Source organism: Inhella sp. (genome assembly GCF_027532025.1).
GTDB lineage: Bacteria > Pseudomonadota > Gammaproteobacteria > Burkholderiales > Burkholderiaceae_C > Inhella.
This window is the reverse complement of sequence record NZ_JAPZSY010000012.1, coordinates 40,206-64,108: the sequence shown is the minus strand read 5'-3', so window position 1 is coordinate 64,108 and position 23,903 is coordinate 40,206. Positions and strand designations below refer to the sequence as shown.

21 protein-coding genes are annotated in these 23,903 nt (G+C 68.4%); 10 read left to right on the top strand and 11 right to left on the bottom strand.

Annotation, left to right across the window (positions count from 1 at the left end; genetic code table 11):
- Window positions 1–109: 109 nt before the first annotated feature.
- On the bottom strand, window positions 110–1,783 hold the full coding sequence (locus O9335_RS02725; RefSeq protein ID WP_298383193.1) for a long-chain-fatty-acid--CoA ligase: 1,674 nt from the start codon (window positions 1,781–1,783) through the stop codon (window positions 110–112).
- Window positions 1,784–2,291: 508 nt separating this feature from the next.
- On the opposite strand from O9335_RS02725, the gene O9335_RS02720 reads away from it, so the two are divergent.
- The 5 genes from O9335_RS02720 (at window position 2,292) to O9335_RS02700 (ending at window position 6,916) form a co-directional block, all read left to right on the top strand.
- On the top strand, window positions 2,292–3,152 hold the full coding sequence (locus O9335_RS02720; RefSeq protein WP_298383190.1) for a hypothetical protein: 861 nt from the start codon (window positions 2,292–2,294) through the stop codon (window positions 3,150–3,152).
- On the top strand, window positions 3,149–3,637 hold the full coding sequence (locus tag O9335_RS02715) for a hypothetical protein (protein ID WP_298383187.1): 489 nt from the start codon (window positions 3,149–3,151) through the stop codon (window positions 3,635–3,637). Before O9335_RS02720 ends, O9335_RS02715 begins: the two co-directional genes overlap by 4 nt.
- Window positions 3,634–4,389 carry a CsgG/HfaB family protein gene (locus tag O9335_RS02710; protein ID WP_298383184.1) on the top strand — a complete coding sequence of 252 codons (756 nt, stop codon included), beginning with the start codon at window positions 3,634–3,636 and terminating at the stop codon, window positions 4,387–4,389. Before O9335_RS02715 ends, O9335_RS02710 begins: the two co-directional genes overlap by 4 nt.
- 57 nt (window positions 4,390–4,446) lie before the next feature.
- Window positions 4,447–5,586, top strand: coding sequence for a hypothetical protein (locus O9335_RS02705; RefSeq protein ID WP_298383182.1), 1,140 nt, complete (start codon window positions 4,447–4,449; stop codon window positions 5,584–5,586).
- Between the two features lie 316 nt (window positions 5,587–5,902).
- On the top strand, window positions 5,903–6,916 hold the full coding sequence (locus O9335_RS02700; protein WP_298383180.1) for a hypothetical protein: 1,014 nt from the start codon (window positions 5,903–5,905) through the stop codon (window positions 6,914–6,916).
- Here the strand turns inward: O9335_RS02700 and O9335_RS02695 are convergent, their stop codons facing one another.
- From O9335_RS02695 to O9335_RS02675, 5 genes are all read right to left on the bottom strand, one after another.
- Complete coding sequence (locus tag O9335_RS02695) at window positions 6,917–9,697, bottom strand: serine/threonine-protein kinase (protein ID WP_298383177.1); 2,781 nt, start codon at window positions 9,695–9,697, stop codon at window positions 6,917–6,919.
- Window positions 9,698–9,778: 81 nt separating this feature from the next.
- Complete coding sequence (locus O9335_RS02690) at window positions 9,779–10,336, bottom strand: ECF-type sigma factor (protein ID WP_298383174.1); 558 nt, start codon at window positions 10,334–10,336, stop codon at window positions 9,779–9,781.
- Window positions 10,337–10,453: 117 nt separating this feature from the next.
- The gene (locus O9335_RS02685; protein WP_298383171.1) at window positions 10,454–11,893 is read right to left on the bottom strand and encodes an NAD(P)(+) transhydrogenase (Re/Si-specific) subunit beta; all 1,440 of its coding nucleotides are present in this window, start codon (window positions 11,891–11,893) and stop codon (window positions 10,454–10,456) included.
- The gene (locus O9335_RS02680) at window positions 11,890–12,201 is read right to left on the bottom strand and encodes a proton-translocating transhydrogenase family protein (RefSeq protein ID WP_298383168.1); all 312 of its coding nucleotides are present in this window, start codon (window positions 12,199–12,201) and stop codon (window positions 11,890–11,892) included. The genes O9335_RS02685 and O9335_RS02680 overlap by 4 nt, the downstream gene beginning before the upstream one ends.
- Before the next feature lie 11 nt (window positions 12,202–12,212).
- Complete coding sequence (locus tag O9335_RS02675; RefSeq protein WP_298383166.1) at window positions 12,213–13,343, bottom strand: Re/Si-specific NAD(P)(+) transhydrogenase subunit alpha; 1,131 nt, start codon at window positions 13,341–13,343, stop codon at window positions 12,213–12,215.
- 163 nt (window positions 13,344–13,506) lie between these two features.
- Between O9335_RS02675 and O9335_RS02670 the strand changes: the two genes are divergently transcribed.
- Window positions 13,507–13,974, top strand: coding sequence for an NUDIX domain-containing protein (locus O9335_RS02670; RefSeq protein WP_298383163.1), 468 nt, complete (start codon window positions 13,507–13,509; stop codon window positions 13,972–13,974).
- 16 nt (window positions 13,975–13,990) lie between these two features.
- Here the strand turns inward: O9335_RS02670 and O9335_RS02665 are convergent, their stop codons facing one another.
- Window positions 13,991–15,445, bottom strand: a complete 1,455-nt coding sequence (locus tag O9335_RS02665) for a wax ester/triacylglycerol synthase family O-acyltransferase (RefSeq protein WP_298383160.1) — start codon at window positions 15,443–15,445, stop codon at window positions 13,991–13,993.
- 94 nt (window positions 15,446–15,539) lie between these two features.
- Here O9335_RS02665 and O9335_RS02660 point away from each other — a divergent pair, with 94 nt between their 5' ends.
- Window positions 15,540–15,791, top strand: coding sequence for an acyl-CoA-binding protein (locus tag O9335_RS02660; protein WP_298383157.1), 252 nt, complete (start codon window positions 15,540–15,542; stop codon window positions 15,789–15,791).
- Window positions 15,792–15,860: 69 nt separating this feature from the next.
- Here O9335_RS02660 and O9335_RS02655 read toward each other — a convergent pair whose 3' ends face one another.
- From O9335_RS02655 to O9335_RS02640, 4 genes are read right to left on the bottom strand one after another with little or no spacing between them, the layout of a single operon-like run.
- Window positions 15,861–17,306 (bottom strand): peptide MFS transporter, encoded by a 1,446-nt coding sequence (locus O9335_RS02655; RefSeq protein WP_298383155.1) that lies wholly within the window; start codon window positions 17,304–17,306, stop codon window positions 15,861–15,863.
- Between the two features lie 26 nt (window positions 17,307–17,332).
- On the bottom strand, window positions 17,333–17,656 hold the full coding sequence (locus tag O9335_RS02650; RefSeq protein WP_298383153.1) for a polyhydroxyalkanoic acid system family protein: 324 nt from the start codon (window positions 17,654–17,656) through the stop codon (window positions 17,333–17,335).
- 7 nt (window positions 17,657–17,663) lie between these two features.
- A complete protein-coding gene (locus O9335_RS02645) occupies window positions 17,664–18,686 on the bottom strand; it encodes an aminopeptidase (RefSeq protein WP_298383151.1) in 1,023 nt (340 codons plus the stop codon).
- Window positions 18,687–18,715: 29 nt separating this feature from the next.
- Window positions 18,716–20,743 (bottom strand): molybdopterin oxidoreductase family protein, encoded by a 2,028-nt coding sequence (locus O9335_RS02640; RefSeq protein WP_298383148.1) that lies wholly within the window; start codon window positions 20,741–20,743, stop codon window positions 18,716–18,718.
- Between the two features lie 98 nt (window positions 20,744–20,841).
- Here O9335_RS02640 and O9335_RS02635 point away from each other — a divergent pair, with 98 nt between their 5' ends.
- From O9335_RS02635 to O9335_RS02625, 3 genes are read left to right on the top strand one after another with little or no spacing between them, the layout of a single operon-like run.
- Entirely contained in the window at window positions 20,842–22,176 is a 1,335-nt protein-coding gene (locus O9335_RS02635; protein ID WP_298383145.1) for a saccharopine dehydrogenase NADP-binding domain-containing protein, read from the top strand.
- Complete coding sequence (locus O9335_RS02630; protein ID WP_298383143.1) at window positions 22,176–23,363, top strand: M20 aminoacylase family protein; 1,188 nt, start codon at window positions 22,176–22,178, stop codon at window positions 23,361–23,363. Before O9335_RS02635 ends, O9335_RS02630 begins: the two co-directional genes overlap by 1 nt.
- Window positions 23,360–23,902, top strand: a complete 543-nt coding sequence (locus O9335_RS02625) for a DUF1415 domain-containing protein (protein ID WP_298383140.1) — start codon at window positions 23,360–23,362, stop codon at window positions 23,900–23,902. Before O9335_RS02630 ends, O9335_RS02625 begins: the two co-directional genes overlap by 4 nt.
- Window position 23,903: the final 1 nt, after the last annotated feature.

Below are 23,903 nucleotides of genomic sequence, written 5' to 3'. Positions count from 1 at the left end.
GCGCCCAGCAATAAGCCGGGCGCAGGGCCCGGCTCGAATTTGAAACGCCTTCGCCGGGCCGCTGGTGGTGCCCCCTTGAGGGGGCGCGCGCAGCGCGTACGGGGTGGGCCTATTTCTGTTTGTCGCGGAGTTCGCGGCGCAGGATCTTGCCCACCGGGGTCTTGGGCAGCTCGGTGCGGAACTCGACGATCTTGGGGCGCTTGTAGCCCGTGAGGTTGGCCTCGCAGAAGGCGCGCACGTCGGCGTCGGTCACGGCCGGGTCTTTCTTCACGATGACCACCTTCACCGCCTCGCCGGCCTTTTCGTCGGGCACGCCCACCGCGGCGCACTCCAGGATGCCGGGCATTTGCGACAGCACGTCTTCGATCTCGTTCGGGTAGACGTTGAAGCCGCTGACCAGGATCATGTCCTTCTTGCGGTCGACGATGCGGAAGAAGCCGCGCTCGTCCACCATGCCCACGTCGCCGGTGCGGAAGAAGCCGTCGGGCGTCATGACCTTGGCGGTTTCGTCCGGGCGCTGCCAGTAGCCGGCCATCACCTGCGGGCCCTTGATGGCGATTTCGCCGGGGCCGGGCGAGGGCACTTCGTTGCCATCGTCGTCCAGCAACTTCAGCTCGGTGTTGCACACGGGCACGCCGATGGTGCCGGTGTAGGCCGTGCTGTCGCAGGGGTTGCAGGTGGCCACGGGCGAGGTTTCGCTCAGGCCGTAGCCCTCGCAGATCGGGCAGCCGGTCTTCTCGAGCCACAGCTTGGCGGTGCCCTGCTGCACGGCCATGCCGCCGCCCACGCAAATGACCAGATGGCTCCAGTCCACCGTGTTGAACTCGGGGTGGTTGGCCAGGGCATTGAACAAGGTATTCACCGCCGGGAAGCTGTGGATGGTGTGCTGGCTGAGCTCTTTGAGCGTGGCCGGCAGGTCGCGCGCGTTGGGGATCAGCACGTTCACGCCGCCCTTGTGCATGGACAGCATCAGGTTGGCCGTGAAACCGAAGATGTGGTAGAGCGGCAGTGCGCACACGGTGTGCACCTGCTCGCCCGCGGGCACCTTCTTCAAGGCGGCGTCGTAGAAGGCCTCGGCCTGCAGCACGTTGGCCACCAGGTTGCGGTGCAGCAGCACGGCGCCTTTGCTCACGCCCGTGGTGCCGCCGGTGTACTGCAGCAAGGCCACATCGTCGGCCTTGAGGCTGGGCGGCGTGTAGGTCATGCCGCGGCCCTTGGCCACGGCGGCGTTGAAGCGCACCATCCCCGGGAACTCGACCGGCGCGATCTTGTTCTTCTTGCGCACCACGTAATTGATCAGCTTGCCCTTGAAGAAGCCGAACAGGTCGCCGATGGCGGCCAGCACCACGTGCTTGGTGGGCACCTTGTCGTAGACCTCCTTCAGCGTCGAAGCGAAGTTCTCGACGATGACGATGGCCTTGGCGCCGCTGTCCTTGAGCTGGTGCTCCAGCTCGCGCGGGGTGTAGAGCGGGTTGACGTTGACGGCCACGAAGCCCGCGCGCAGCACGGCGGCGATGGCCACCGGGTACTGGAAGACGTTGGGCATCATGATGGCCACGCGGTCACCCTTGACCAGCCCCAGGCCTTGCAAGTAGGCCGCCAGCGCGCGCGAGGCTTCGTCCACCTGGGCGAAGCTCAAGGACGCGCCCATCATCTTGTAGGCCGGCTTGCTGGCGTGCGCCTTGAAGGCGGTTTCGATCAACTCGATCAGGTTGCCGTAGCGGCTGGGGTTGATTTCCGCCGGCACGCCGGGCGAATAGTGCTTGAGCCAGATCTTGTCCACGGGTGGTCTCCTTCGGGGGCGACTTGATTCTGCGAGGGTGCGTGGCGGCGTCGGCTAGGGAATTGGCCTAGGAGTCGGAGCGGCAGAAGCCCAAGGGGGCACGTCGTTGTCCGGTCTGGCCGCGGCATGCCGTTGGTGTGTGGCATCAGCAACTTCACGCCTCAACAAGCTCATGTTCCTGCTGCCTCAACGAATGGCCGGCCTGGCGCTCAGCGCGGTCGGCCTGCTGCTTGCTCCGGCCCACGCTCAGCTGCCCACCGCCCCAAGCAGTTTGCCCACCGCCCCAAGCAGTTTGCCCGCCACAGCAAAACCTGCCTGGCCGTCTGCCCCGACGCCCAGGCTGGGTCCAGCACCGTCACAGGCCCAGACGGTAGCTGGGCAGCCGAGTGCCTCGGTGGCACGGCAGGCCGGGCTTTGCGAGGACGCAGGTCCCCAACTGACTCGCGTTGAGTCGGGCGGCGCTGTCGAGGTGGCCTACCACAGCGTCACTCGCAGCCGAACCCTCGGCATGGTGCAGGTGCGAGGTGGCTACGCGCCGCCACAGGCGGCCATCACCCCGGGCCTGCCGTTCACCCTGCATGGTCGTTGCCTGGGTGCGCAAACGGGGCAAGTGTGGGTGCAGTTCCCCGGTTCCCCTGCGTCCAGCAGTCAGGACGCGAAACGCCTGATGCTGGAGGTCGCCCCACCCATCTCGGCTCAGGTGTTGGCTTGGGACGACGGGCGCATCACCGCCCAGTTGCCAGGCGATTTGTCCGGACGGGCGCCCTCGGAGGTGTCATTCAGCGTTCAGCCGGCCGGTGCGGCGCGACCGCTGGTGGCCATGACCGGGCACTTCTGGCCACGCTGGACCTACCACCACCCCTACGACGTGAAGCTGGTGCCGCAGTTGGAGCGCTGTGCCGACATCTCCGCCTCTCTGCCCGGTGCCTGCCGCTCCGGTCGCCAAGCGCATGCGCCCTTGCCGCAGTTCCAGCGGGGCAGCAAGCACCTGAATGAATTCCTGATCGAAGGCGCGCACCAGTGCGCTTCCACGGGCCAGGGCTGCGCCTCCACGGGGCGCCACACCGATGTGTATGTGCTGGAGCTGCCCGCCTGGGGCGTGCCGGTGATCAGCGACATGGATGTCTCGCGGGAGGGCCAGGTGGCTGTACGCCTGCTGCCGCCGGTGGCCGACAACGCCCCGCGCCATCGCCCCTTGCGCTACGCGCTGGAGGTGGATTGGCAGCTGGCCCAGCCCGGCGAGGAGCTGCTGTACGTGCTGAAGCTGGACATCGCCTTTCCGCATGGCATGGGGCCAGCCGGCCAGCGCGAATCCCACAGCGCGCCCGCGCTCCTCCAACCTTTGAAAAAAATGAAAGGCATGCCATGAACATCAACCCCTGTCTGTCTGCTTGCTGCTTGCTGTGGCTGGCTGGGTCGCCCGGTATCAGCGCAGCGGCGCCGCAGGACTGCGTCCGGGTGGCGCAGGCCAGCGTCAAGCGCCTGGATGCAGCGGCCTTCTACTTGGTGCAGGAGATGCCGGGCCTGCGCTCCGAGACGATCAAGCAAGGCGGTCAGTGGCTGCACCGCGCAGACGGCGAGCCCTGGAAGAACATTGCGGGCCAGACCAAAGCGATGCGTCGCGCCGCGGAGCGGTCGCAGAGCTTGCTCACGGCCTGCGCGCGCGAAGGCTCAGGCGAGAGCTTTGAGGGCGAGGCCACCGACGTCTACCGCTTCAACGCCCCGGACATGGGGGGTGACACGGTGGTGAGCCGGGTGTGGATCGGCCGCAACTCCGGGTTGCCCTACCGTGAAGTCGCTGGCGAGGTGCGCGGCAGCACCCGCTACACCAACCTGCCCAAGGTGGCGCCATGAGCCGCGCTCTTGCACGGCGGCGCCTGTGTCTGGGCGCCGGTTTGGCCACTGCCGGCATCCTGGTGGGTTGCGGTGCTGCGCCGCGCGCCCAAGAAGATGCCTCGCCGACGCATCAGGCCTTGAAGCGATTGCCCCGGCGCAGCGCCGAGGCCCGAGTGGCTGTGGCCTTGTACGAGGTGACCAGCGCTTTGCCCGAGCTGCCCGCTCGGGGGAGCACCGAGATGTTCAAGACGGCGCTGGTCAAGAGCGGGCGCTTTCGCGTGCTGGACCGTTCGCGCTTGGCGGGCAGCGTGATGGTGGAGAAGCAGCTTGCCGCCACTGGCCAAGCCCGTGGGCGTGCCAACGATCAGGCCTTGCGCGGCGCGGAGTACCTCTTTCAGGCTGAACTCAGCGAGGTCAATGCCAGCGCCCGTCAATCCGCCACAACTCTGGGCGTGGGTGGCCTGCTCTTGGGGGGTGGTTCCAACCGCGATGAGTTGGGGCTCGACATCCAGATCGTGGAGGCCGCGACCGGCGAGGTGGTGGATGCAGTGAATGTGCGCAAAGCCCTGCAGGGCGGCAGCCTTCAAGTGAGCGGTGTGGCCGCGTTGGTGAGCACCGTGATGGCTCAGCGTGGCAAGACCGTGAGCCCTTACACGCCCGACGTGCAACACAGCAGCAGCCGCAAGCAAAGCCTGGACGCGGCGCTGCGCGAGGCGATCGAAGAAGGCGTGCGTTTGTTGGCGGAGCGGTTTGCACCACCGCCGAACTGATGGCAGGACCACCCCGCGCGACGCGCTCCCCCCTCAACCTTTGCCCACCGAGACCCCATGAACCTCCCGACTCCATCCCGAACGATGCGCAGCATTCATGCCTGCAGTGGGGCCTGGCTGCTGTGGACGGCCTTGAGCGCGCAGGCTCAGGGCCTGGCGGCACCATCGTCCTTGCCGAGCCCAGCTGCGCGCCCGCCCATGGCCACCAAGATGCAGGTCATGACACCGCAGGTGCAGGCGGCGAGCGGTGTCGCGCCTTTGGTTTCCAGCGCCAACACAGCACCCAGCCAACGTCAAACCACTGCAGTCCAGCACTTGTCGCAGGCGGCACCGCCACCGCCACGCCCGGCGGCCGGTGCGCTGCAACGTGCTGGCTTTGCTGCGGCGCCATCGCAGCGTCAGCGCTTGGTCGGTGGTGCCGCCGCGACCGCCGTGAAGGTGTGCGATCAAGTTGCAGCACCGCAGCCGGAAATCACGGCCGTTGAGCCGGCCTCTGGCGAGCGCCTGGTGCCTGGGGAGCTGTTCATCGTGCGCGGCCATTGCCTGGGCAACGGCGTCGGCCGGGTGGAGTTGCGTCTCGGCGCTGCTCAGGAGCGCAGCTTTTACGCCCAAGTGGTGGACTGGAAGCCCTCGCAGTTGCAACTGGCCATGCCGACGGACATCCGAGGGGTACCACCCGGTCGAGCGACGGTGAACCTGACCACGGCGCGCGGCCTGCTGGCCTCCGCTGAGGCGCAGTTTTGGCCCCAATGGGAGTTGGTGAACATCGAAGCGAGAGCACGCAGCCTGAGTTGCGACGCTCGCGTTGCCCAGCCTGCAGTGCGCGGCTGGTGCCAAGGCCATGCGGGCGGTTCGTCGCCGCCGTGCCAGGGCTTGCAGTGTGTGGGCTTCAAAAGCGCCTTCGGGCCGGAGGTGCCGTTGCGAGCGGTGCATGTCTCGGACACGGAGCTCGGCGGCGCGCCCGTGGAGGGCAGCGATCGCTGGACCTTCGATCTGCCCCCCTATGCCCAACCCGTGGCCTGGCAGCTTGCCGTGGAGCGGCCGAAAGGATCGAAGAACAGCCTGGAGGTCGGGGTGGATGCCACACGACGCGAGTTGTGGGTGCGTTGGCGACTGGCCGATGCCGGCGACATCGGTTTTCTCGCCTACGGGATGGGCCGCATTCAGGCGTGGATGCCCGTGGGCGTGGCTCCCTGAAGGCACGCGCCTCCCCACTCATCGGGCGTGTCCGCTTCGGCGGCGAGTTCGCGTTGGTGTCCTTGTCCTACTCACATCGGTCAGTCCCATCCTCATGTCTGCCACCTTGCCACCGCCCAACCCACCCACCTGGTCGCCTGGTCTTGACCTGTCTCGACGGCGCGCACTGCTGAGCGTCAGTGCCGCCTTGTTGGCCGGTTGCGGCGGCGGGGGCGGCGACAGTGCGCTCCCCAGTGGCCCGGTACCGCCGGCGCCCGCACCACCGCCCCCGCCTCCGCCTCCGCCCCCACCGCCTCCTCCTGCGCCGCCACCCCCCGTGCCACCCTCGTCCACCGTGCGCATGGGCTTTGTCTCCAACCCCTCGCGCAACACCTATGTGCTGGCCCACAGCCGGCTCGACGGCAGCGACCTGCAGGTGGTGAAGACCTTCACCGACGACTTTCCACAGCATGCCCGCTGGTCGCCCGACGGGCAGCGCGTGGCCTTCTTCAGCAACAAGGGCGGCGACAGCCGGGATGGCGCCGGCATTCGCGTCATCCACACCGATGGCAGCAACGAGCGCCATGTGGGCGCGGGCAACCTGGGCTCGATGGCCTGGCATGCCACGCGGCACGAACTGACCTTTTGTCCGCAAAACTTCGCGTCCATCTCCATGCTTGGCAACGATGGCGTGGGTGTGTTCGGCGGCTACACGATGGCGGTGAATACCGATACCGGTGCCGTGACGGCCCGACCGCAGGTCGACCCGGCGCCGCCGGTGTTCGTGGTGGGATCAGGACGCGATTCGGTGAAGTGCTGGATGCCGCTCTGGGTGGGTGACACCCTGCTCGTCAACCGCGAAGTCACGGAGATGACGCAAGGCCGCTTGCTCAGCGCGCCCGGTGTGGTGCCTGCGCGATACGAAATCGCTCAACGCTTTCTCCCCATCACCGTGACCCAGCACTTGGTGAGCGGCGGCACTTACAACGCCGGTGTGCCCAACACGCTGGCCTGGGGACCGGCCTACTTGCTGGATGTGAACCCGGTCACCCTGGACGTGATGGTGTGGATGCCTGACGACCCTGCTTCTAGCCGAACCGCTGGCCGCCTGGTGCTGATGCTGAGCAACGGTCGCACGCAAACGCTGTTCAGATCGCCTGACAACTGGGCCACCACCGACCCGGGTATGCTCGCTGGCTGGGTGCGCTTCAAGTGGCTGCCCGGCTGCAAGCAATGCTTGTGGGAGAAGAAGCTCTACGACTTCGATGAATTCCTCGCCAAGGGCGCGGCCGGGGCCACACCGCTGCGCACGCTGGGCTCGGCAGCGGTGCTGGACTTCTTCTCGGTGTGATCACAGCGGAAGCGTCTGGGGCTGCGTGAGCGTGGCCGCGCCGGGGGCATCGGTGCGCTGCGCGGCAGCCAGCGCCTTGGCCCACAGCGCGCCGGCTTCCTGCCGGGTGCTGGGGTCGCGCTCCAGCACGGCGGCGCGCACGCGCCACAGATAGGCCTGCATGCGCACGTCGCGAAACCCCGTCACGGTGGACCACGTGGCCAGCGCTTGGGCGCTGTGCGCCTGCGCATCAAGGAGTCTCCCCGCCATCAGTGCCACCCGGGCGGCGCCCGCCTGTGCCAGGGCCACATGGGCCCAAGTTTTGGACTCGGCGTCGGCGATGCAACGTTCGAACTGCGCGCCTGCTTGCGCTGATTGCCCGGCCGCCAGCAGCCAGCGGGCGTAGCGCTCACGGGCCGCCACCACCGCTTGCCGTCCTGCAGGATCGGCAGCCTCGTAGCGTGCCAGTGCATCGGCCAGCACGCGGCCCGCTTCGGACTCCTCGCCGGCGCGGGCCAGCGCGTCTCCCAGGTGGCGCAGCGCACGGCGGTGGGCAAAGGGGTAGGTGCTCGACTGCTCATGCAGCGCCACGGCGCTGCGCAGCCAGGGCAGCGCTTGCGCGCCGCGGCCTTCAGCGGCCATGCGTTCGCCAATGTGCTCGCGGGTGTTGGCCATCAGCACGCGCACATCGGGACGCTGTTCGGCGGCCTCGATGGCGGCTTGCAGTTCGGGCAGCAAGGCCCATGCGGCCTCCCGCTGGCCGGCCAGGTGCAGGGTGCGCAGGTGGTTGGCACGGGGCTCCCAACTGGTGGGATGGGCCGCGCCGACGGTGCGTTCGGCCACCTCGGCTGCACGTCCGTAGGCGGCAGCGGCCTCGTCGAGGCGACCCATCTGTTGCAGGGTCAAGCCCATGTTGCCGTGCAAGGTCTGCAACTCCACCTCGTTGCGGCGAGGCTGGGACTCTGCCAATGCGAGTGCCCGCTGGAAGCCCTGAAGGGCCGGTTCGAAACGGCCAGCCGCACTGTGCAGGTTGGCAAGTTCCACCCACGCCGTCACGTGGCCTCGGCTGCCCGGCGCCGTACGGGCGAACAGCGCCTCGGATTGGGTCAGCCAGCGCAGCCGCTCGGGCCCGCGCTCGGGTGCGTCGGCATGGCACAAGGCCGTGTTCAACCACCATGCAGCACGGAGTTCGCTGGCATCCAGTCCGGCCTGCCGTATCTCCGCGTCCAGCGGCGCGGCCAGGGAGCGGCAGTCCGGGAGGTCGCCTTGCGAGTACACCTGTGCAAGGCGCTCGACTCGCGCACTCAGCACCCAAGCATGTTGTGGCCCCAGATGCTCTGTGGCCAGGTTGAGGAACCGATCGGCGAAGCGCTGAGCTGCGGCGGGTTCATCCAACTCACGGTAAAGCGCGGCCACCAGGCCCAGCAGCTCGATGCGCAGCTGCGGATCGGTCGCGAAATCCGTGTCGATCCGTGATGCATGGCGATCCAGCAATTCGCGCACTGGGGTCATGCCGCGAGCGCGGTTGCCGGCCAGGCGGGGGTCGGCACCCTCAAACACCGAGATGAGGAAGTTCTTCACCGCCTCGGCGCGGCGGGCTTGCTCACTCGCTTGGTGCGCCTGCCAAGCCACGCCCACCACGCCGGCCAGCAGGCTGGCGGCCAAGCCCAAGCCCAGCGCGGCGGGAAGGCGGTGGCGCTGCACGAACTTGCCCGCACGCACCCACGGCGTGATGCGGCGCGCTGCAATCGGCCTGCCCAGGCGGTAGCGCTGAAGGTCTTCGGCCAGGGCGGCCACGCTGGCATAGCGCTGCGCGGGCTCAGGCTGCAAGGCCTTGTGCACGATGGCATCGAGATCCCCCTTCAGCGTGCGGCGCAGTGCGGCTTCGGCCACGACGCTGGAAGGCAACGGAGGCTGAGATTGCGCCTCCCTCCAGCCTTGTGGCCACGCCGCCTGCCCGCTGAGCAGTTCGTGAAGCATCAGCCCGAGGGCGTAGACGTCGGTGACCACGGTGATGACGCCCCCCTTGCGCTGCTCGGGAGCGGCGTAGCGTGGCGTCGCGGGCAACGATTCGCGCGTCAGCGCAAGCCCGTCGTCCTGCCCGTGCAGCAGCTTGGCGATGCCGAAATCCAGCAGCTTCACCTGGCCTTGAGTGTTGACCAGCACGTTGGCCGGCTTGATGTCGCGGTGCGCCACCAGGCGGCTGTGGGCATGGGCCACGGCCGCCAGCACCTGATCGAACAGGGCCAAGCGCTGCGCCACGCTCAGGGCGCGTTGCTGCGCGTGGGTGGTGATGGGCTGGCCGCTGACCAGTTCCAGCGCCAGGTAGGGCTGGCCGCGCTCGCTCAGTCCGGCGTCGAGGAAGGTGGCGATGTGGGGATGCACCAGACTCGCGAGGATGTCGCGCTCGCGCTCGAAGCGCTCGCGCACCGAGCCGACCAGCAAGTGGGCATGGGGCAACTTCAAGGCCACTTCGCGCGCATAGGCGCCATCGGCTCGCCGCGCGCGCCAGACGGTCCCCATGCCCCCCTCGCCCAGGGGCGCCAGCAACTCGTAAGGGCCAACGGCCTCCCCCGGCCGGTGCTCTGCGGTGGGGCTCAGGCGGGGCGCATGCAGCGGGGGCGCGCCCGTCTCGGGCGCGCTCAAGTGGCGCAGCACCGCAGCCAGGTAGGGCGCGAGGACAACGTCGGACGCCGGCAGGGCGGCCAACCAAGCCTCGCGCTCAGCCTCAGGCATGGCCATGGCTTCATCCAGCCGAAGGGAGAAGGCGCTCCAGTGTTCGGGCGGGCAGGGCAGGGGCATGTTCATGGCCTTTAAAGCCAACGGGTCAGGCGCCTGAAAGCGGTCAATGTCCGCCCTTCCCTGGGCCATTCGGCTGGAGATTCAGTCGGCCAGCATGCTGCGCAGCAGGGCACGGGCCTTTTCCCAGTCGCGTCTCACGGTGCGTTCGCTCAGGCCCAGAACCTCGGCAATCTCGGCCTCGCTCATGCCAGCGAAGTAGCGCATTTCCACCACTTGGCCCAGCCGCGGCTCCACCGCCTGAAGGGCCTTCAGGGCTTCGTCCACTTGCAGGGCTTCCTCCTCCTGGGGGGCGGCCAATTGGTTGTCCAAAGTGGGGCCCAGTGTCACGCCTTGCCAGCCGCCGCCGCGTCGTTCTGACTGGCGTTCGCGCACCAAGTCCACCACCACCGAGCGCATCACCCGCGCCGCGTAGGCGAAGAAATGCCCGCGGCTTGGGAAGCGACTGGCGTCGGCGCGGTGGCCCCAGCGGACAAAGGTTTCATTGACCAAGGCCGTGGTGTTGAGTTGGGTCAGGCCTTGCGCGCCGGCAGCGCCACCGGCGGCATGCAGGCGGGCGTGGGCAATGCGCTTGAGCTCCTCATAGGCCGCCTCCCATCCCGGGACGGCGTCCGAGTCAGGCAGCGAAGCATCCTTGGACATTGGCAACATCTTCGCACGGACACTGCGGCGCGGCGCCAGGATCCCTTCTGCCGCGCAGACTCCCAGGCCCCAGTGCGACCCTGCCCCACCAAGACGTTGCGCTGGCGGGGGCAACCCCTACTCCACCGCCTTGACCATGTCCTCAACCACCTTCTTCGCGTCGCCGAAGACCATCATGGTTTTGTCCATGTAGAACAGCTCGTTGTCCAGACCGGCGTAGCCCGCGGCCATCGAGCGCTTGTTCACGATGATGGTCTTGGCCTTGTAGGCCTCGAGGATGGGCATGCCGTAGATGGGCGAGCCCTTTACCATGGCGGCGGGGTTCACCACGTCGTTGGCGCCCAGCACGATGGCCACGTCCACCTGGCCGAACTCGCCGTTGATGTCTTCCATCTCGAAGACTTGGTCGTAGGGCACCTCGGCTTCGGCCAGCAGCACGTTCATGTGGCCCGGCATGCGGCCGGCCACGGGGTGGATGGCGTACTTGACGGTGATGCCCTTGTGCGTGAGCTTTTCGGCCAGCTCCTTCACGGCGTGCTGCGCGCGGGCCACGGCCAGCCCGTAGCCTGGCACGATGACGACCGTTTCGGCATTGCCCAAGATGAAAGCGGCGTCGTCGGCGCTGCCGCTCTTGACGCTGCGTTGTTGTTGCGCCCCTTGCGCCACCGCCGCTTCGCCGCCAAAGCCGCCCAGAATGACGCTGAAAAACGAGCGGTTCATGGCCTTGCACATGATGTAGCTCAGGATCGCGCCCGAGCTGCCCACCAGTGAGCCGGCAATGATCAGCATGCTGTTGCCCAGGCTGAAGCCGATGCCCGCCGCCGCCCAGCCGGAGTAGCTGTTGAGCATGGACACCACCACGGGCATGTCGGCGCCGCCGATGGGGATGATGATCAGCACGCCCAGCACGAAGGCCAGAGCGCAGACCACCAAGAAGGCCGTCCAGTTTTCGGTGGCCATGAAGTAGGCGATGAGCCCCAGCATGGCCAAGCCCAGCACGGCGTTGAGCGCGTGCTGGCCCTTGAACTGCACCGGCGCGCCCTGGAACAGGCGGAACTTGTACTTGCCGCTGAGCTTGCCGAAGGCGATGACCGAGCCACTGAAGGTGATGGCCCCGATGGCCGCACCCAGGCACAGCTCCAGCCGGTTGCCGAGCGGGATCTCGGCACCGCGCGCCAGCCCCGGGATGAGCGCGTAGGGCTCCACCACCGCCGCCACGGCGATGCACACCGCCGCCAAGCCGATCATGCTGTGCATGAAGGCCACCAGCTCGGGCATCTTGGTCATCTCGACGCGTTGCGCCATGACGGCGCCCAGACCCCCCCCAACGACGAGGCCGATCAGCACGTAGACCAAGCCGCCCCAGGGGTTGGCTTGGCCCAAGTCGACGGCCAGCTTGCCGATCAAGGCCACGGTGGTGAGTGCGGCGATGGCCATGCCGACCATGCCAAACACATTGCCCCGGATGGAGGTGGTGGGGTGGCTCAGGCCTTTGAGGGCCTGGATGAAGCAGACGCTGGCGACCAAGTACGCCAGCACGACGAAGTTCATGCTCATTTCGCGCCCCCGGCCTTTTTGTCCTTCTTCTTGAACATCTCCAGCATGCGCCGGGTGACCAAAAAGCCACCGAACACGTTCACCGCGGCCAGGGCCACCGCCGCCACGCCCATCACGCGGCCCAGCGGGGTTTCGGTCAGTGCGGCGGCCAGCATGGCGCCCACGATGACGATGGCGGAGATGGCGTTGGTGACGGCCATCAGCGGCGTGTGCAGCGCGGGGGTGACGTTCCACACCACGTGGTAGCCCACGTAGATGGCCAGCACGAAGATGATCAGGTTGATGATCGTCGGGGACACGGCGTCCATGGTGGGGCTCCTTACTTGCGCTTGACCTCACCGCCCTGGGCCATCAGGCAGGCGGTGACGATGTCGTCGTCGGTGGGCAGGGCGAACTTCGCGTCTTTGCCGATCACGAGCTTCAGGAAGTCCAGCACGTTGCGGGCGTACAGCGCGCTGCTGTCGGCCGGCACGGTGGCGGGCAGGTTGGTTTCGCCCACGATCGTCACGCCGTGCACCTGAACGGTTTGGTTGGCCACCGTGAGTGGGCAGTTTCCGCCCACGCCGCCGGGGCCGCGGCCGGCGGCGATGTCGACGATGACCGAGCCGGCCTTCATGCTCTTGACCATCTCTTCGGTGATCAGCGTGGGCGCGGGGCGACCGGGGATGAGCGCGGTGCTGATGACGATGTCGGCCTGCGCCACACGCTTGGCCACCTCGGCGGCCTGCCGCGCCAGCCAACTCGGCGGCATCGGGCGGGCGTAGCCGCCCACGCCTTCGGCCGCTTCCTTCTCTTCGGCGGTTTCGTAAGGCACGTCGATGAACTTGGCGCCCAGGGACTCGACCTGCTCTTTGACGGAGGGGCGCACGTCCGAGGCCTCGATCACGGCGCCCAGGCGCTTGGCGGTGGCGATGGCCTGCAACCCCGCCACGCCCACGCCCAGGATGACCACGCGCGCCGCTTTGATGGTGCCGGCTGCAGTCATCAGCATGGGGAACAGCTTCGGATAGTGGTGCGCCGCCAGCAGCACGGCCTTGTAGCCGGCCACGTTGGCTTGGCTGGACAGCACGTCCAAGCTCTGCGCCCGCGTGGTTCGGGGCGCGGCTTCTAGCGCAAAGGCGGTGAGTCCGGCCTGCGCCATGGCCTGCAGGCCCTCGGCATCGAAGGGGTTGAGCATGCCCACCAGCACGCTGCCGGTCTTCATCTGCGCCAGCTCGGATGCGCTGGGGCGCTGCACCTTCAGCACCAGCTCGGCGCCCAGGGCGCCCGCGGCGTCGGTCAGCTCGGCGCCCACGGCCTCGTAAGCGGCGTCGGTGCAGGCGGCGGTCACGCCGGCGCCGCGCTCCACGCGCACGGTGTGGCCGGCGGCTTTGAACTTCTTCGCGGTCTCGGGCGTCACCGCCACGCGGGTTTCGCCGGCCGCGCTCTCTCGCGGAACTCCAATCAACATGGGCTTGTCTCCTCGAAGGAGGGCGCAGCTTACACGGCGGTTACATCGACTGGCGGCGCCCCTGTGCGGCCAGCGATGGCTGGGCTGCGCGAGTTCGAAGCGTGGGCAGCGTCTTGCCATGCGCTAGGCTGGGCCTGTTCGAACCCTTGCAATCCACCCCCCCATGGCCGAGATTCGCTGGAAGCCCAACGTCACCGTCGCCGCTTACATCGAGCACGAGGGCAAGCTCCTGTGGGTGCGTGAGCACACCAGCCGCGATGGCATTCGCATCAACAACGCCGCGGGCCACCTGGAGGCGGAGGAAACCCCACTGCAGGCCGTGTGTCGCGAGGTGCTGGAAGAAACCGGCCACCCCTTTCGGCCCGAGGCCATCCTGGGCTTTTACTTGAGCGACATCCGTCGCCAAGCCAGTGGCGAGGTGGTGCGCTTTCTGCGAATCGCTTTCGTGGGCACGGTGGGGGCGCGCGAGCGCACCGAATTGGACGCCCCCATCATCGAGACGGTGCTGTTGAGCGCCGACGAAATCCGCGCGCGCGCCCACGAGCTTCGCTCGCCGCTGATGCTGCGCGGGCTGGACGACTACGAGGCCGGGCGACGCTACCCGTTGGACTTGATCTGGTGCGCCGAATGAGGCGCCGCTGCTGCGCTCAGCCGGGCAAACCTTCGAGCTGATCCTCGCCCCAAGGCAGCATCAAGGTCAGCGTCTCCAGGCGCTCGAAGGCGCCGGGCAGGCGGTCCACGATGGCCTGGGGGTCGGGGCACAGGCCGGCGTCCGTGATGAGCCCAAACTGCACCTTGCCGGCGTAGGTCAGGATGCTCACCCCCATGCCGATGTCGCCACTCTGGGGCACCCAAAACAGCACCTGGTCCACGGTGCAGCCGCAAAACTGAAGCGGCTTTTGCGGGCCCGGCACGTTGGTCATCACCGCCGTGGCCTTCTTGGCAAACAGGCCCAGCAGGGCGTGCTGCACCGGCTTGATCAGCAGGCCCGCCACGCTGAGCAGGCCAAAGGCCATCAGCGGCTGGAAGCTGCCCTTGAGGTCGTGCATGCGCGCTCGCACCGCGTACAGCCGCTCCACCGGGTTGTCGATGCCGATCGGCAGCACCAGCGGGACCAAACCGAAGCGGTTGCCCAACTGGTAGGCCTTGTCCATGGGGCGCAGGTTCACGGGCACCATGGCACGGATTTCCAGCCCCGTGGGGTCGTCGCCCTTGCTGCGCAGGTACTCGCCGATGGCGCCGGCCACGCAGCTGAGCAGGACGTCGTTGATGGACCCCATCAGCGCTTTGCCCACGACCTTGACGCGGTCCAGCGGCAGGTCGTCGTTCCAAGCCACCCGCTTGGCGATGCCCGGTTTGCCCTTCAGCCGGGTGGCCGAGTCGTTGGGCATCACCGCCAGCGCGCTCACGTCGTTCACCGCCTGGAAGCCCAGCCGGGCCAGGTGCAGCGTGCCGTCCATGGGTTGGTCGGGGTGCATGAAGGCGTCCATGCCCTTGGAGACGCCTTTGCTGGCCAGCTTGACCGTTTGCATGGTCAGCTGGGTCACGGGCTTGACCAGGGTGTCGATCACCCAGTCGAACTCGCCCTCGTCGCTTTCGGGTTCGGAGCGCTTGCGGCGTACCGGCGGCGGCAGGCCCCCGTCGGTGATGGACAGCATGACCGAGATGAGGGCGATGCCATCGGCGATGCAATGGTGGATGCGCGAGACCATCGCGCTGCGGCCGTCCACGTCCTGGATGAGTTGGATCTGCCACAGCGGCAGGCGGGCGTCCAGGGGGTCGGCGGTCAGCGCCGCCACGTGCTCTTTCAGGGCGTCCGTCCGGCTCTGGCCGGGGCGCGCCTCCAGGTCGACGGCGATGACGTGGTCGGTCAGGTCGAAGTCGGGCACATTGACCCACTGCGCGCCCATCGGGTCTTCGACGACGCGTTGCGTGAAGCGTCGGTACTGCAACAGGCGTTCGCCCACCCGCTGCCGCAGCGTTTCCAGCTCCAGACGGGGGCTGAGCAGCCAGACCCCGACGATCATCATCAGGTTCTCGGGCGTGTCCATCCGCAACCAGGCGGTGTCGACGCGGGACATGCGTTCGTGCGGAACTGACATGGGCAGCAGAAAGACGAGGGAAGGGCCTCGATTCTGTCGCTAACATCATTGCCGCACCCCCCTTTTTCACTGGCTGTTTGCCGAAGGAGACACGATGAGCCTGCAGAAGAAATTCGATACCGCCGTGGCCGACTCCAAGAAGTTGTCCGAGCGCCCGGACAACGCGACCCTGCTCCAGCTCTACGCGCTTTTCAAGCAGGCCACCGAGGGCGACAACGAGACCAAGAAGCCCGGCATGATGGACATGGTGGGTCGCGCCAAGTGGGGCGCTTGGGACGAGCTCAAGGGCACCGACCCGAAGGATGCGATGCAGCAGTACATCGATTTGGTCGAATCGCTCAAGTGAGCCCGGCCCCCGGCGCTGGCACGACAACGGCTCCCTTGGGAGCCGTTTTTCATGGGTCTTGGTGGGTCGTCACCCGATCAGCCGCCTCAACCGGGGCACCATCGCCAGCATCACCGCCCCCACGCCCAGGCTGCCCAGGCCCAGTTGGGTGAACAGCAGCGCGTAAGCGGGGTTGCTGCTCAGGGGCGAGCCATCCGCCGGCTGGGCCACCCAGCCAGAGAAATCGGCCGCGAACAGCGAGGCCAGGCCGGTCACCAGCATCCAGGCGCCCATCATCAGGCCTTGGTGCTGCCGGGGGGCCAGCCGGCCGATCATGGCGTAGCCCACGGGCGAGATGAGCAGTTCGCCCAGGCTCTGCAGCACGTAGCTCGTTGCCAGCCAACCGAAAGCGACGCGCCCATCGGGGCCCGCCAATTGAATGCCCAGCGGCAGCGCCAAGAAGCCCAGGCCCATCAGCAACAGCGAAGCGGCGAACTGCTGCGGCACGTCCACCGGCCAACCCAGAGCCCGCCAGCGCGCGAACAGGTGGGCCAGCCAGGGCCCACCGATCACGATCACCAGGGTGTTGATGTTCTGCACCCACTGCGGGGCGATACGCCAGCCTCCGAGCTGCAAGTCGACGTTGCCGACCGCGAACAGCTGCAAGCCGCTGGGCGCCATTTGGTAGAGCGACCAGAACACCAGTGAGCCCAGGGTCAGCACGCCGTAGGCCTGCATGCGCTGGCGCTCGGCCGGCACGGGATGCCGCCACGTCAGCAGCGCCAGCCACAGGGCCACCAGGGCGCAAAAGCCCTTCAACGCCCAGGCGGTGTCGCCGGGCCGCTGCAGCGCCCACCACAGCACGGGCACCAGACCCAGCATCACGCCGGTGGCCGCGGCAAAGCGCCAGCGCCAGGCCGTGGGGCCGAGCAGCGTCAGTGGCGTGTCGCGGTCGGCCAAGGTGCGCCAGAAAGCCAGCGCCAGGACGATGGCCACCACGTTGCCCAGGGTGGCGAAGGTGAACAATGCCGTGTACGCCTGGGTCTGCTCGTAATGGCCCGCCACCGCGAAGCCGACGAAGAAGCCCACGTTCATGCCGGCGTAGTTCCACAGGAAAGCGGCTTCGCGCCGAGGGTCCTCGGGGGCGAAACGCTGTGTGAGCATCATGTTCAGGCAGGTGACATTCAGCCCGCAGCCGCTCAGGAACATTGCCAGGCCCCACAGCAGCCCGGCCTCGTCGCCGCGGGTGAGCGCCGCGCAGCCAGCCACTTGCAGCAGCATGCCGCCGACGAACAGGTTGCGGTTGCTCATCCAGCGCCCGCCCAGCATGCCGCCGAACAGGTGCAGGCCGTAGTTGAAGGCGCCGAACACGCCCATCACGGCCGCCGCCTTGTCGTTGGGGTAGCCCAAGCGCTGCGTGGCGTACAGCACCAGCGTGGAGTACAGCACCGCGTAACCGAGGGTGGACGCCATCTGCACGAAGAACAGCACGGCGGAGCCCGGCGGGATGCGGGCGAGCAGCGGGGCGGGGTGCATGTCGGCGGGCGCGGCGCGGGCCGCGCTCAGCCCTTGGTCTTTTTGGCGGCGGGCTTCTTGGACGCCGCCAAGAGCTTGTCCAGCTCCTTTTCGACGTGAGACTCGATGGTGCCGCGCAGCGCGCCCAGCAGGAGGCCGAGCTTGGCGTCGAGCTCGAAGGTGGTGGCGGTGACGACCAATTGGCCCCTCACGCCGCTGCGCGTGAACTCGACGATGTCGCTGTCGTCGCCTTCCTCGACGGTGCACTCCATGCCGAACTCGGCCTCGACCTGTTCGGCCCAGGCCCAGGCGATCTTGCGGGCTTTGGCCAGGCCCAGGTGGTGGTCGCGGTGGATGCGGATGTGGGACATGGCTTCCTCAGAACGATCGTTGGTGGGGCGGCAGGGCGGCCAGGCGGGCGACTTCGGCGTGGAACGCCGACCACTGCCCGCCCAAGCGGTGGAACAAAGCCTCGAACGCCGGCACTTGGGATTGATAGGCCGACACCAAGGCGAGGTGGGCATTGTTGGCCTGCCGCGCCCAGGCCAGGTAACCCGAGTAACCCGGATCGTCGGCGGTCAGCACGGCCAGGTCGTCGACCAGCTGCCGAAAGCGGGCCTGCTTGCGCGCGGCCACATCGGGCGGGGCCAGGGCGTACAAGGCCGCCAGGTCGGAACGGGCCGCCAGGGCCAGGGCCCGCCAGCGCTCGCGGCGCTGCTCGCGGACCACATCCTCCGGCGTGGCCTCGGTGCTGCGGCCTTGGGCCCGCTGCCAGGCCGCCACCCCCAGGCGCTCCACGGCGGTGGCGTAGCTTTCGTTGAAGCCGGTGTCGTCGGGGGCATAAGCCCGCTGGTGCGCCAACTCGTGAAACAGCAGGCGGGCCAGGTCGTCCTCGCGCCAGTGCAGAAAGCTGCTGAGCAGCGGGTCGCCGCCGAGGGCGTTGCTCCACCCCAGGGTGGAGTAGGCGGGCACGCCGTAAAGGTATACGTCCCAGCCTTCGGCGCGCAGATCGGCGGCTTGCGCCGCGGCGCGGGCGCGTTCGAAGTGGCCGCGATAGGCCACGCAGCCCATGACCGGCGCGCACCAGGTGCGGGGCTTCAGGCTGTGGGCTGGGGCGGCCACCACGTTCCACACCACACTGCCTTGGGCCTCAACGGGCAGGGCGGCGTAGCGCTGGTAGCTGGCGTTGTCGGGCAGGTCCAAGTCGCGCACGGCGAAGGCGCGCAGGCGCAGCGCCAGCTGCAGGGCTTGGCGCGTGGCCTCGGGCGTGGCCGGGTCGGCCAGCCAGGCGTCCACGGGGAGGGCGCGGTTCAGCAGCTCGGCGTGGCCGTTGAACTGCCGCAGGCGGTAGGCCCATTCGCCCATCCCGGCACAGCCCGTCAGGCCTGACAGGGCTGGCATGGCGAGCGCCCCCAAGAGCCGGCGGCGATTCACGCCAGGGCCACCTCGACCAGGCAGTCGTAGAAGGTGGCGGCGGCGCCCAGGTCGGTCAGGCGCTGGTGCGTCAGCTCGTTGACGTTCTTGCCGTCCACACCGAACTTGCGCCACCAGATGCCCAGGCCGTTGACCACGCCCGGCCGCGCGCGGCCGTTCACCGCGGCCCGCAGCAACTGCTCGCCGCGGTCGTTGAACACGCGCACCATCGCGCCGTCGACGATGCCACGGGCCGCGGCGTCGTCGGGGTGCATCTCCAGCACCGGCTCGCGCTCGATGTCGCGCAGGCTCTTGACGTTGACGAAGCTGCTGTTGAGGAAGTTGCGCGCCGGCGGGCTGATCATGGCCAGCGGGAAGCGCGCGGCCAAGGCAGGGTCCACTTCGGCGCACTCGTGGTTGGGCACGAAGTCGGGCACGCCGAGGGTGGGGTGCGTGGCCCAGGCCTTGCCGCTGGGGGTGGGGAAGTCGCCATCGGCCAGCGGGTGCTCGGGCACGGGCAGGGGCAGCCAGCCTTGGGCGCGCAGGGCGTCGAAGTCGATGCCCGTCAGCGCCTGCCGGGCCAGGGCCTCATCGTCTTCGGCGAAGCAGGGGTCGGTGAAGCCCAGCGCGGCGGCGATCTCGCGAAAGATCTGCGTGTTGGGCTTGGCCTGGCCTTGCGCCGGGATGGCCGGCTCGTTGATCAGCACGTCGGTGTGCCCGTAGCTGGTGTGCACGTCCAGGTGCTCCAGCTGCGTGGTGGCCGGCAGCACGAGGTCGGCCAGGTCGGCCGTGTCGGTCATGAAGTGCTCCAGCACCACGGTGAACAGGTCCTCGCGCTGCAGGCCCTTCACCACCTTGGCGCTTTCGGGCGCCACGGCCGCGGGGTTGCTGTTGTAGACCACCAGGGCCTGGATGGGCGGGCCGAACTCGGCCGAGCCAGGGTGCAGCAGCGCGTCGCCAATCGCGCTCATGTTCACCATGCGCGGCTGGCGGCCGGCCAGCAGGTCGGGGCGCTCCAGCGCGTCGTTGTTCTTGAAGGGCGCGGCCCAGCCCGAGGCGCTGAGCAGCAGGCCGCCGCCTTGGTGCTTCCAGGCGCCGGTCAGGCAGGGCAGCAGGGCGATGAGGCGCACCGCGTTGCCGCCGCCGTGCACGCGCTGCATGCCGTAGTTCAGGCGGATGGCGGCCGGGGCGGTCTGGGCGTAGTCCTTCGCCAGGCCGCGGATCTCGTCCACGCTCAGGCCGGTCACGGGCGCGGCGCGCTCGGGCGACCATTTGAGCGCCTTGGCGCGCAGGCCCTCAAAGCCCTCGACCGCGCGCTCGATGTAGTCCAGGTCCAGCCAGTCGTTCTTGATCAACTCGTGCATCAGCGCCAGCGCCAAGGCGCCGTCGCTGCCCGGGCGCAGGGCCAGGTGCTGGTGGCACTTGTCGGCGGTTTCGGTGCGGCGGGGGTCGATGGCGATGAGCTTGGCGCCGTTGCGCTTGGCCTGGTTGGCGTAGGTCCAGAAGTGCAGGTTGCTGGCGATGCTGTTGCTGCCCCAGATCAGGATCAGCTTGGCGTCGGCGAAGTGCCGCACGTGCATGCCGATGCGGTGCCCGTAGGCGGCCGTCAGGCCGGCGGCGCCGGCGCTGGCGCAGATGGTGCGGTCCAGGCGGGCGGCGCCCAGGCGGTTCCACAGGCGGTCGGCCATGCTGCCGCCTTGCAGCAGGCCCATGGTGCCCGCGTAGCTGTAGGGCTGGATGGCCTGCTTGTCGTCGATGGCGTTGAACTTCGTGGCGATGGTCCGCAAGGCCTCGTCCCAGCCGATGGGCTCGAAGCGCGGCGGCTCGGTCTTCTTGGAGACGCGCTTCAGCGGCGTCAGCACCCGCTCGGGGTGGTGCGTGCGCTCGGCGTAGCGGCTGACCTTGGTGCACAGCGCGCCGTGGGTGTTGGGGTGGTCGGCGCGGCCTTGCACCTTGATCACCTGCTCCCCTTGCACGTGCACCGCCAGCGCGCAGGTGTCGGGGCAGTCGTGGGGGCAGGCGCCGTGAACGATTCGGGAGGTCATGCGAGCGATTCAAGCAGAACGGTGAAGGGCGCGCGCCCGCTTGGGGCTGGCCACCCCAGGCCGAGCGGGAGCCCTGTGAATCCGGCGATGATGTCACGGTGACCAAGAAACCCTTCGATCTCATGGTGCTGGGCGCGACCGGATTCACCGGGCACCAGCTGGTGCGCGCCCTGCGGCGCCAAGTCGCGGGCCGAGGCCTGCGCGTCGCGCTGGCGGGCCGCCGACCCGACGCGCTGGCGGCGGTCAGCGGGGGCTCCTTCCAGGTGCTGCCGGCCGACTTGGACGACCCAGCCTCCATCGCCAAGCTGGCCCGCAGCGGACGTGTGCTGCTGAACCTGGCCGGACCCTATGCCTTGACCGGCGAGCAGGTGGTGCAAGCCTGCCTCGCCGGCGGCTGTCATCACCTGGACTTGAGTGGCGAGACCTTCTGGATGCGGCAGATGGTGCAGCGCCACCACGAAGAGGCGCAACGCAAGGGCTTGCTGGTGGTGAACGCTTGCGGCTACGAGGCGCTGCCGTTTGACGTGTTGGCCCAAACCGTGGCCGCCGAGATGCTGACGCGGCACGGGCAACGCCTGGCCGACCTGGACGTGGCGGTGCGCTTCACCGGCCCGGGCATCCGCCGCCTGTCGGACGCGGTGAGCGGGGGCACCTTGGCTTCGATGGGCACGGTGCTGGCCCTGGACCGCAGCAACAGCCTGCAGCGCATGGACTGCCTGCTGCCCGACGAGTTGCCCGAAGGCTGGAACGCCAACGCCGTGGCGCAGCGCAACGCTGCGCCCCTGTCCCCCTGGTGGGACGAGCGCTGGAACTCGGTCATGGCGCCCACGTTGCCCGCTCCGTTCATCAACCCGCCATTGGTGCTGCGATCGGCCGTGTTGCGGTCTGAGGCCTTCGCGCCGGGGTTCCGCTACCGCGAAGGCATGGCCATGCGCGATGGCGTGGAGCCCTGGCTGGGCCCCATCGCTGGCGTGTTGCCCGCGAGTCCTTGGGTGCAAGCCGGTTTGGGGGCCACCAGCCGCGCCGCACAGTGGTCCACGGCGGCCACCTTGTCCGCGCCCCTGGCGGCCATGAGCGCGGCGGCGGGCGCGCCTTCTGAGCTCGGGCGCCAAGCGCTTCAGCGTCTGATCGAGCTGGTGGGCCCCAAGCCCGGCGAAGGCCCCAGCCCCGAGGCCTTGGACACCATGGGCTATGCCTTGCGCTGGCGAGCCGTGGGCGAGGGAGGCGGGGCCTTGCATGGCGAGTTGGTGGCCCAAGGCCACCCGGGCTACCGCTCCACCCCGGAAATGATGGCCGCCGTGGGCTTGGCTTTGGCCGAGGGGCGCTTGGGTACCGGCCGCGCCGGCGTGTTGAGCCCGGGCGCTGCGTTCGGCCCCGAAGCCATGCCCGTCTTGGCCGACGCCGGAGTGACTTGGACCCTGGAGAACGACTGATGCGATTGCTCGACACCGTGCTCGCCCAAGGCGAGGCGATCACCGCGCTGCGGCGCGACATCCACCGCCACCCCGAACTCTGCTTCCAAGAACAACGCACCAGCGACCTGATCGCCGCCAAGCTCACCGAGTGGGGCATCCCGGTGATTCGCGGGCTGGGCAAGACGGGCGTGGTGGGCATCGTGCAAAACGGCAGCAGCCCCCGCGCCGTGGGCCTGCGCGCCGACATCGACGCGCTGCCCATGACCGAGAAAAACACCTTCGCGCACGCGAGCAGCATCCCCGGCCGCATGCACGCCTGCGGGCACGACGGCCACACGGCCATGCTGATGGCCGCCGCCCAGCACCTGAGCCGCTACCGCAACTTTGACGGCACGGTCTACCTGATCTTCCAACCGGCCGAAGAGGGCGGTGGCGGCGCGCGCGAAATGATCAAGGACGGCCTGTTCGAGCGCTGCCCCATGGACGCCGTGTTCGGCGCCCACAACTGGCCCGGCATGCCCGCCGGCACCTTTGCGCTGGCCCCGGGGCCGGTGTTCGCCAGCAGCAACGAGTTCAAGATCACGCTGCGCGGCAAGGGCGCCCACGGCGCCATGCCCCACCTGGGCCTGGACCCGGTGCCAGCCGCCTGCCAGCTGGTGACGGCCTTCCAAACCATCATCAACCGCAACAAGCGGCCCATCGACACTGGTGTCATCAGCGTCACGATGCTCAAGGCCGGCGAAGCGACCAACGTCATCCCCGACAGCGTGGAACTGCAGGGCACGGTGCGCACCTTCACGGTGGAGGTGCTCGACTTGATCGAGCGCCGCATGAAGGAGCTGACCGAAGGCCTGGCCGGCGCCTTCGAACTCACGGCCGAGTTCGACTTCCACCGCAACTACCCGCCCACCGTGAACCACGTGGCCGAGACCGCCTTCGTGCGCCAGGCCCTGGTGGACATGGGCGCCACGGTGCAGGACTTCGAGCCCACCATGGGCGCTGAAGACTTCAGCTACTACCTGCTGCACAAGCCGGGCTGCTACTTCCTCATCGGCAACGGCGACGGCACCCACCGCGTGGGCGGCCACGGTTTGGGCCCCTGCACCTTGCACAACCCCAGCTACGACTTCAACGACGCCTTGATCCCCGTCGGCGGCACCATGTGGGTGCGCCTGGCCGAGGCCTTTTTGAACGCCACCCCATGACCGACGCGCAAGTCCTGCAAGACACCCAAGCCTGGGTCGAGAAGGCCGTCATCGGCCTGAACCTGTGCCCCTTTGCCAAGGCCGTGCAGGTGCAGGGCAAGGTGCGCTACGTCGTCAGCGCGGCCACCGCGGTGGAAGACCTGCTGTACGAGCTGGCCGCGGAGCTGAACCACCTGCACGACACGCCGCCCGAGCAGACCGACACCACTTTGTTGATCCACCCGCGGGTGCTGACCGACTTCCTGGACTACAACGACTTCTTGGAGGCTGCCGATGCGCTGGTGGCCGACATCGGCCTGGAGGGCGAGTTGCAGGTGGCGAGCTTTCACCCGCAGTACCAGTTCGAAGGCACCGAGCCCGACGACATCACCAACTTCACCAACCGCTCGCCCTACCCGACGCTGCACCTGCTGCGCGAGGACAGCATCGACCGCGCGGTGGCCGCCTTCCCGAACCCCGAGTCCATCTTCGACACGAACATGGAGACCCTGGAAAAGCTGGGCATCGAAGGCTGGCGCAAGCTGGGCTTGAAAGGCTGAC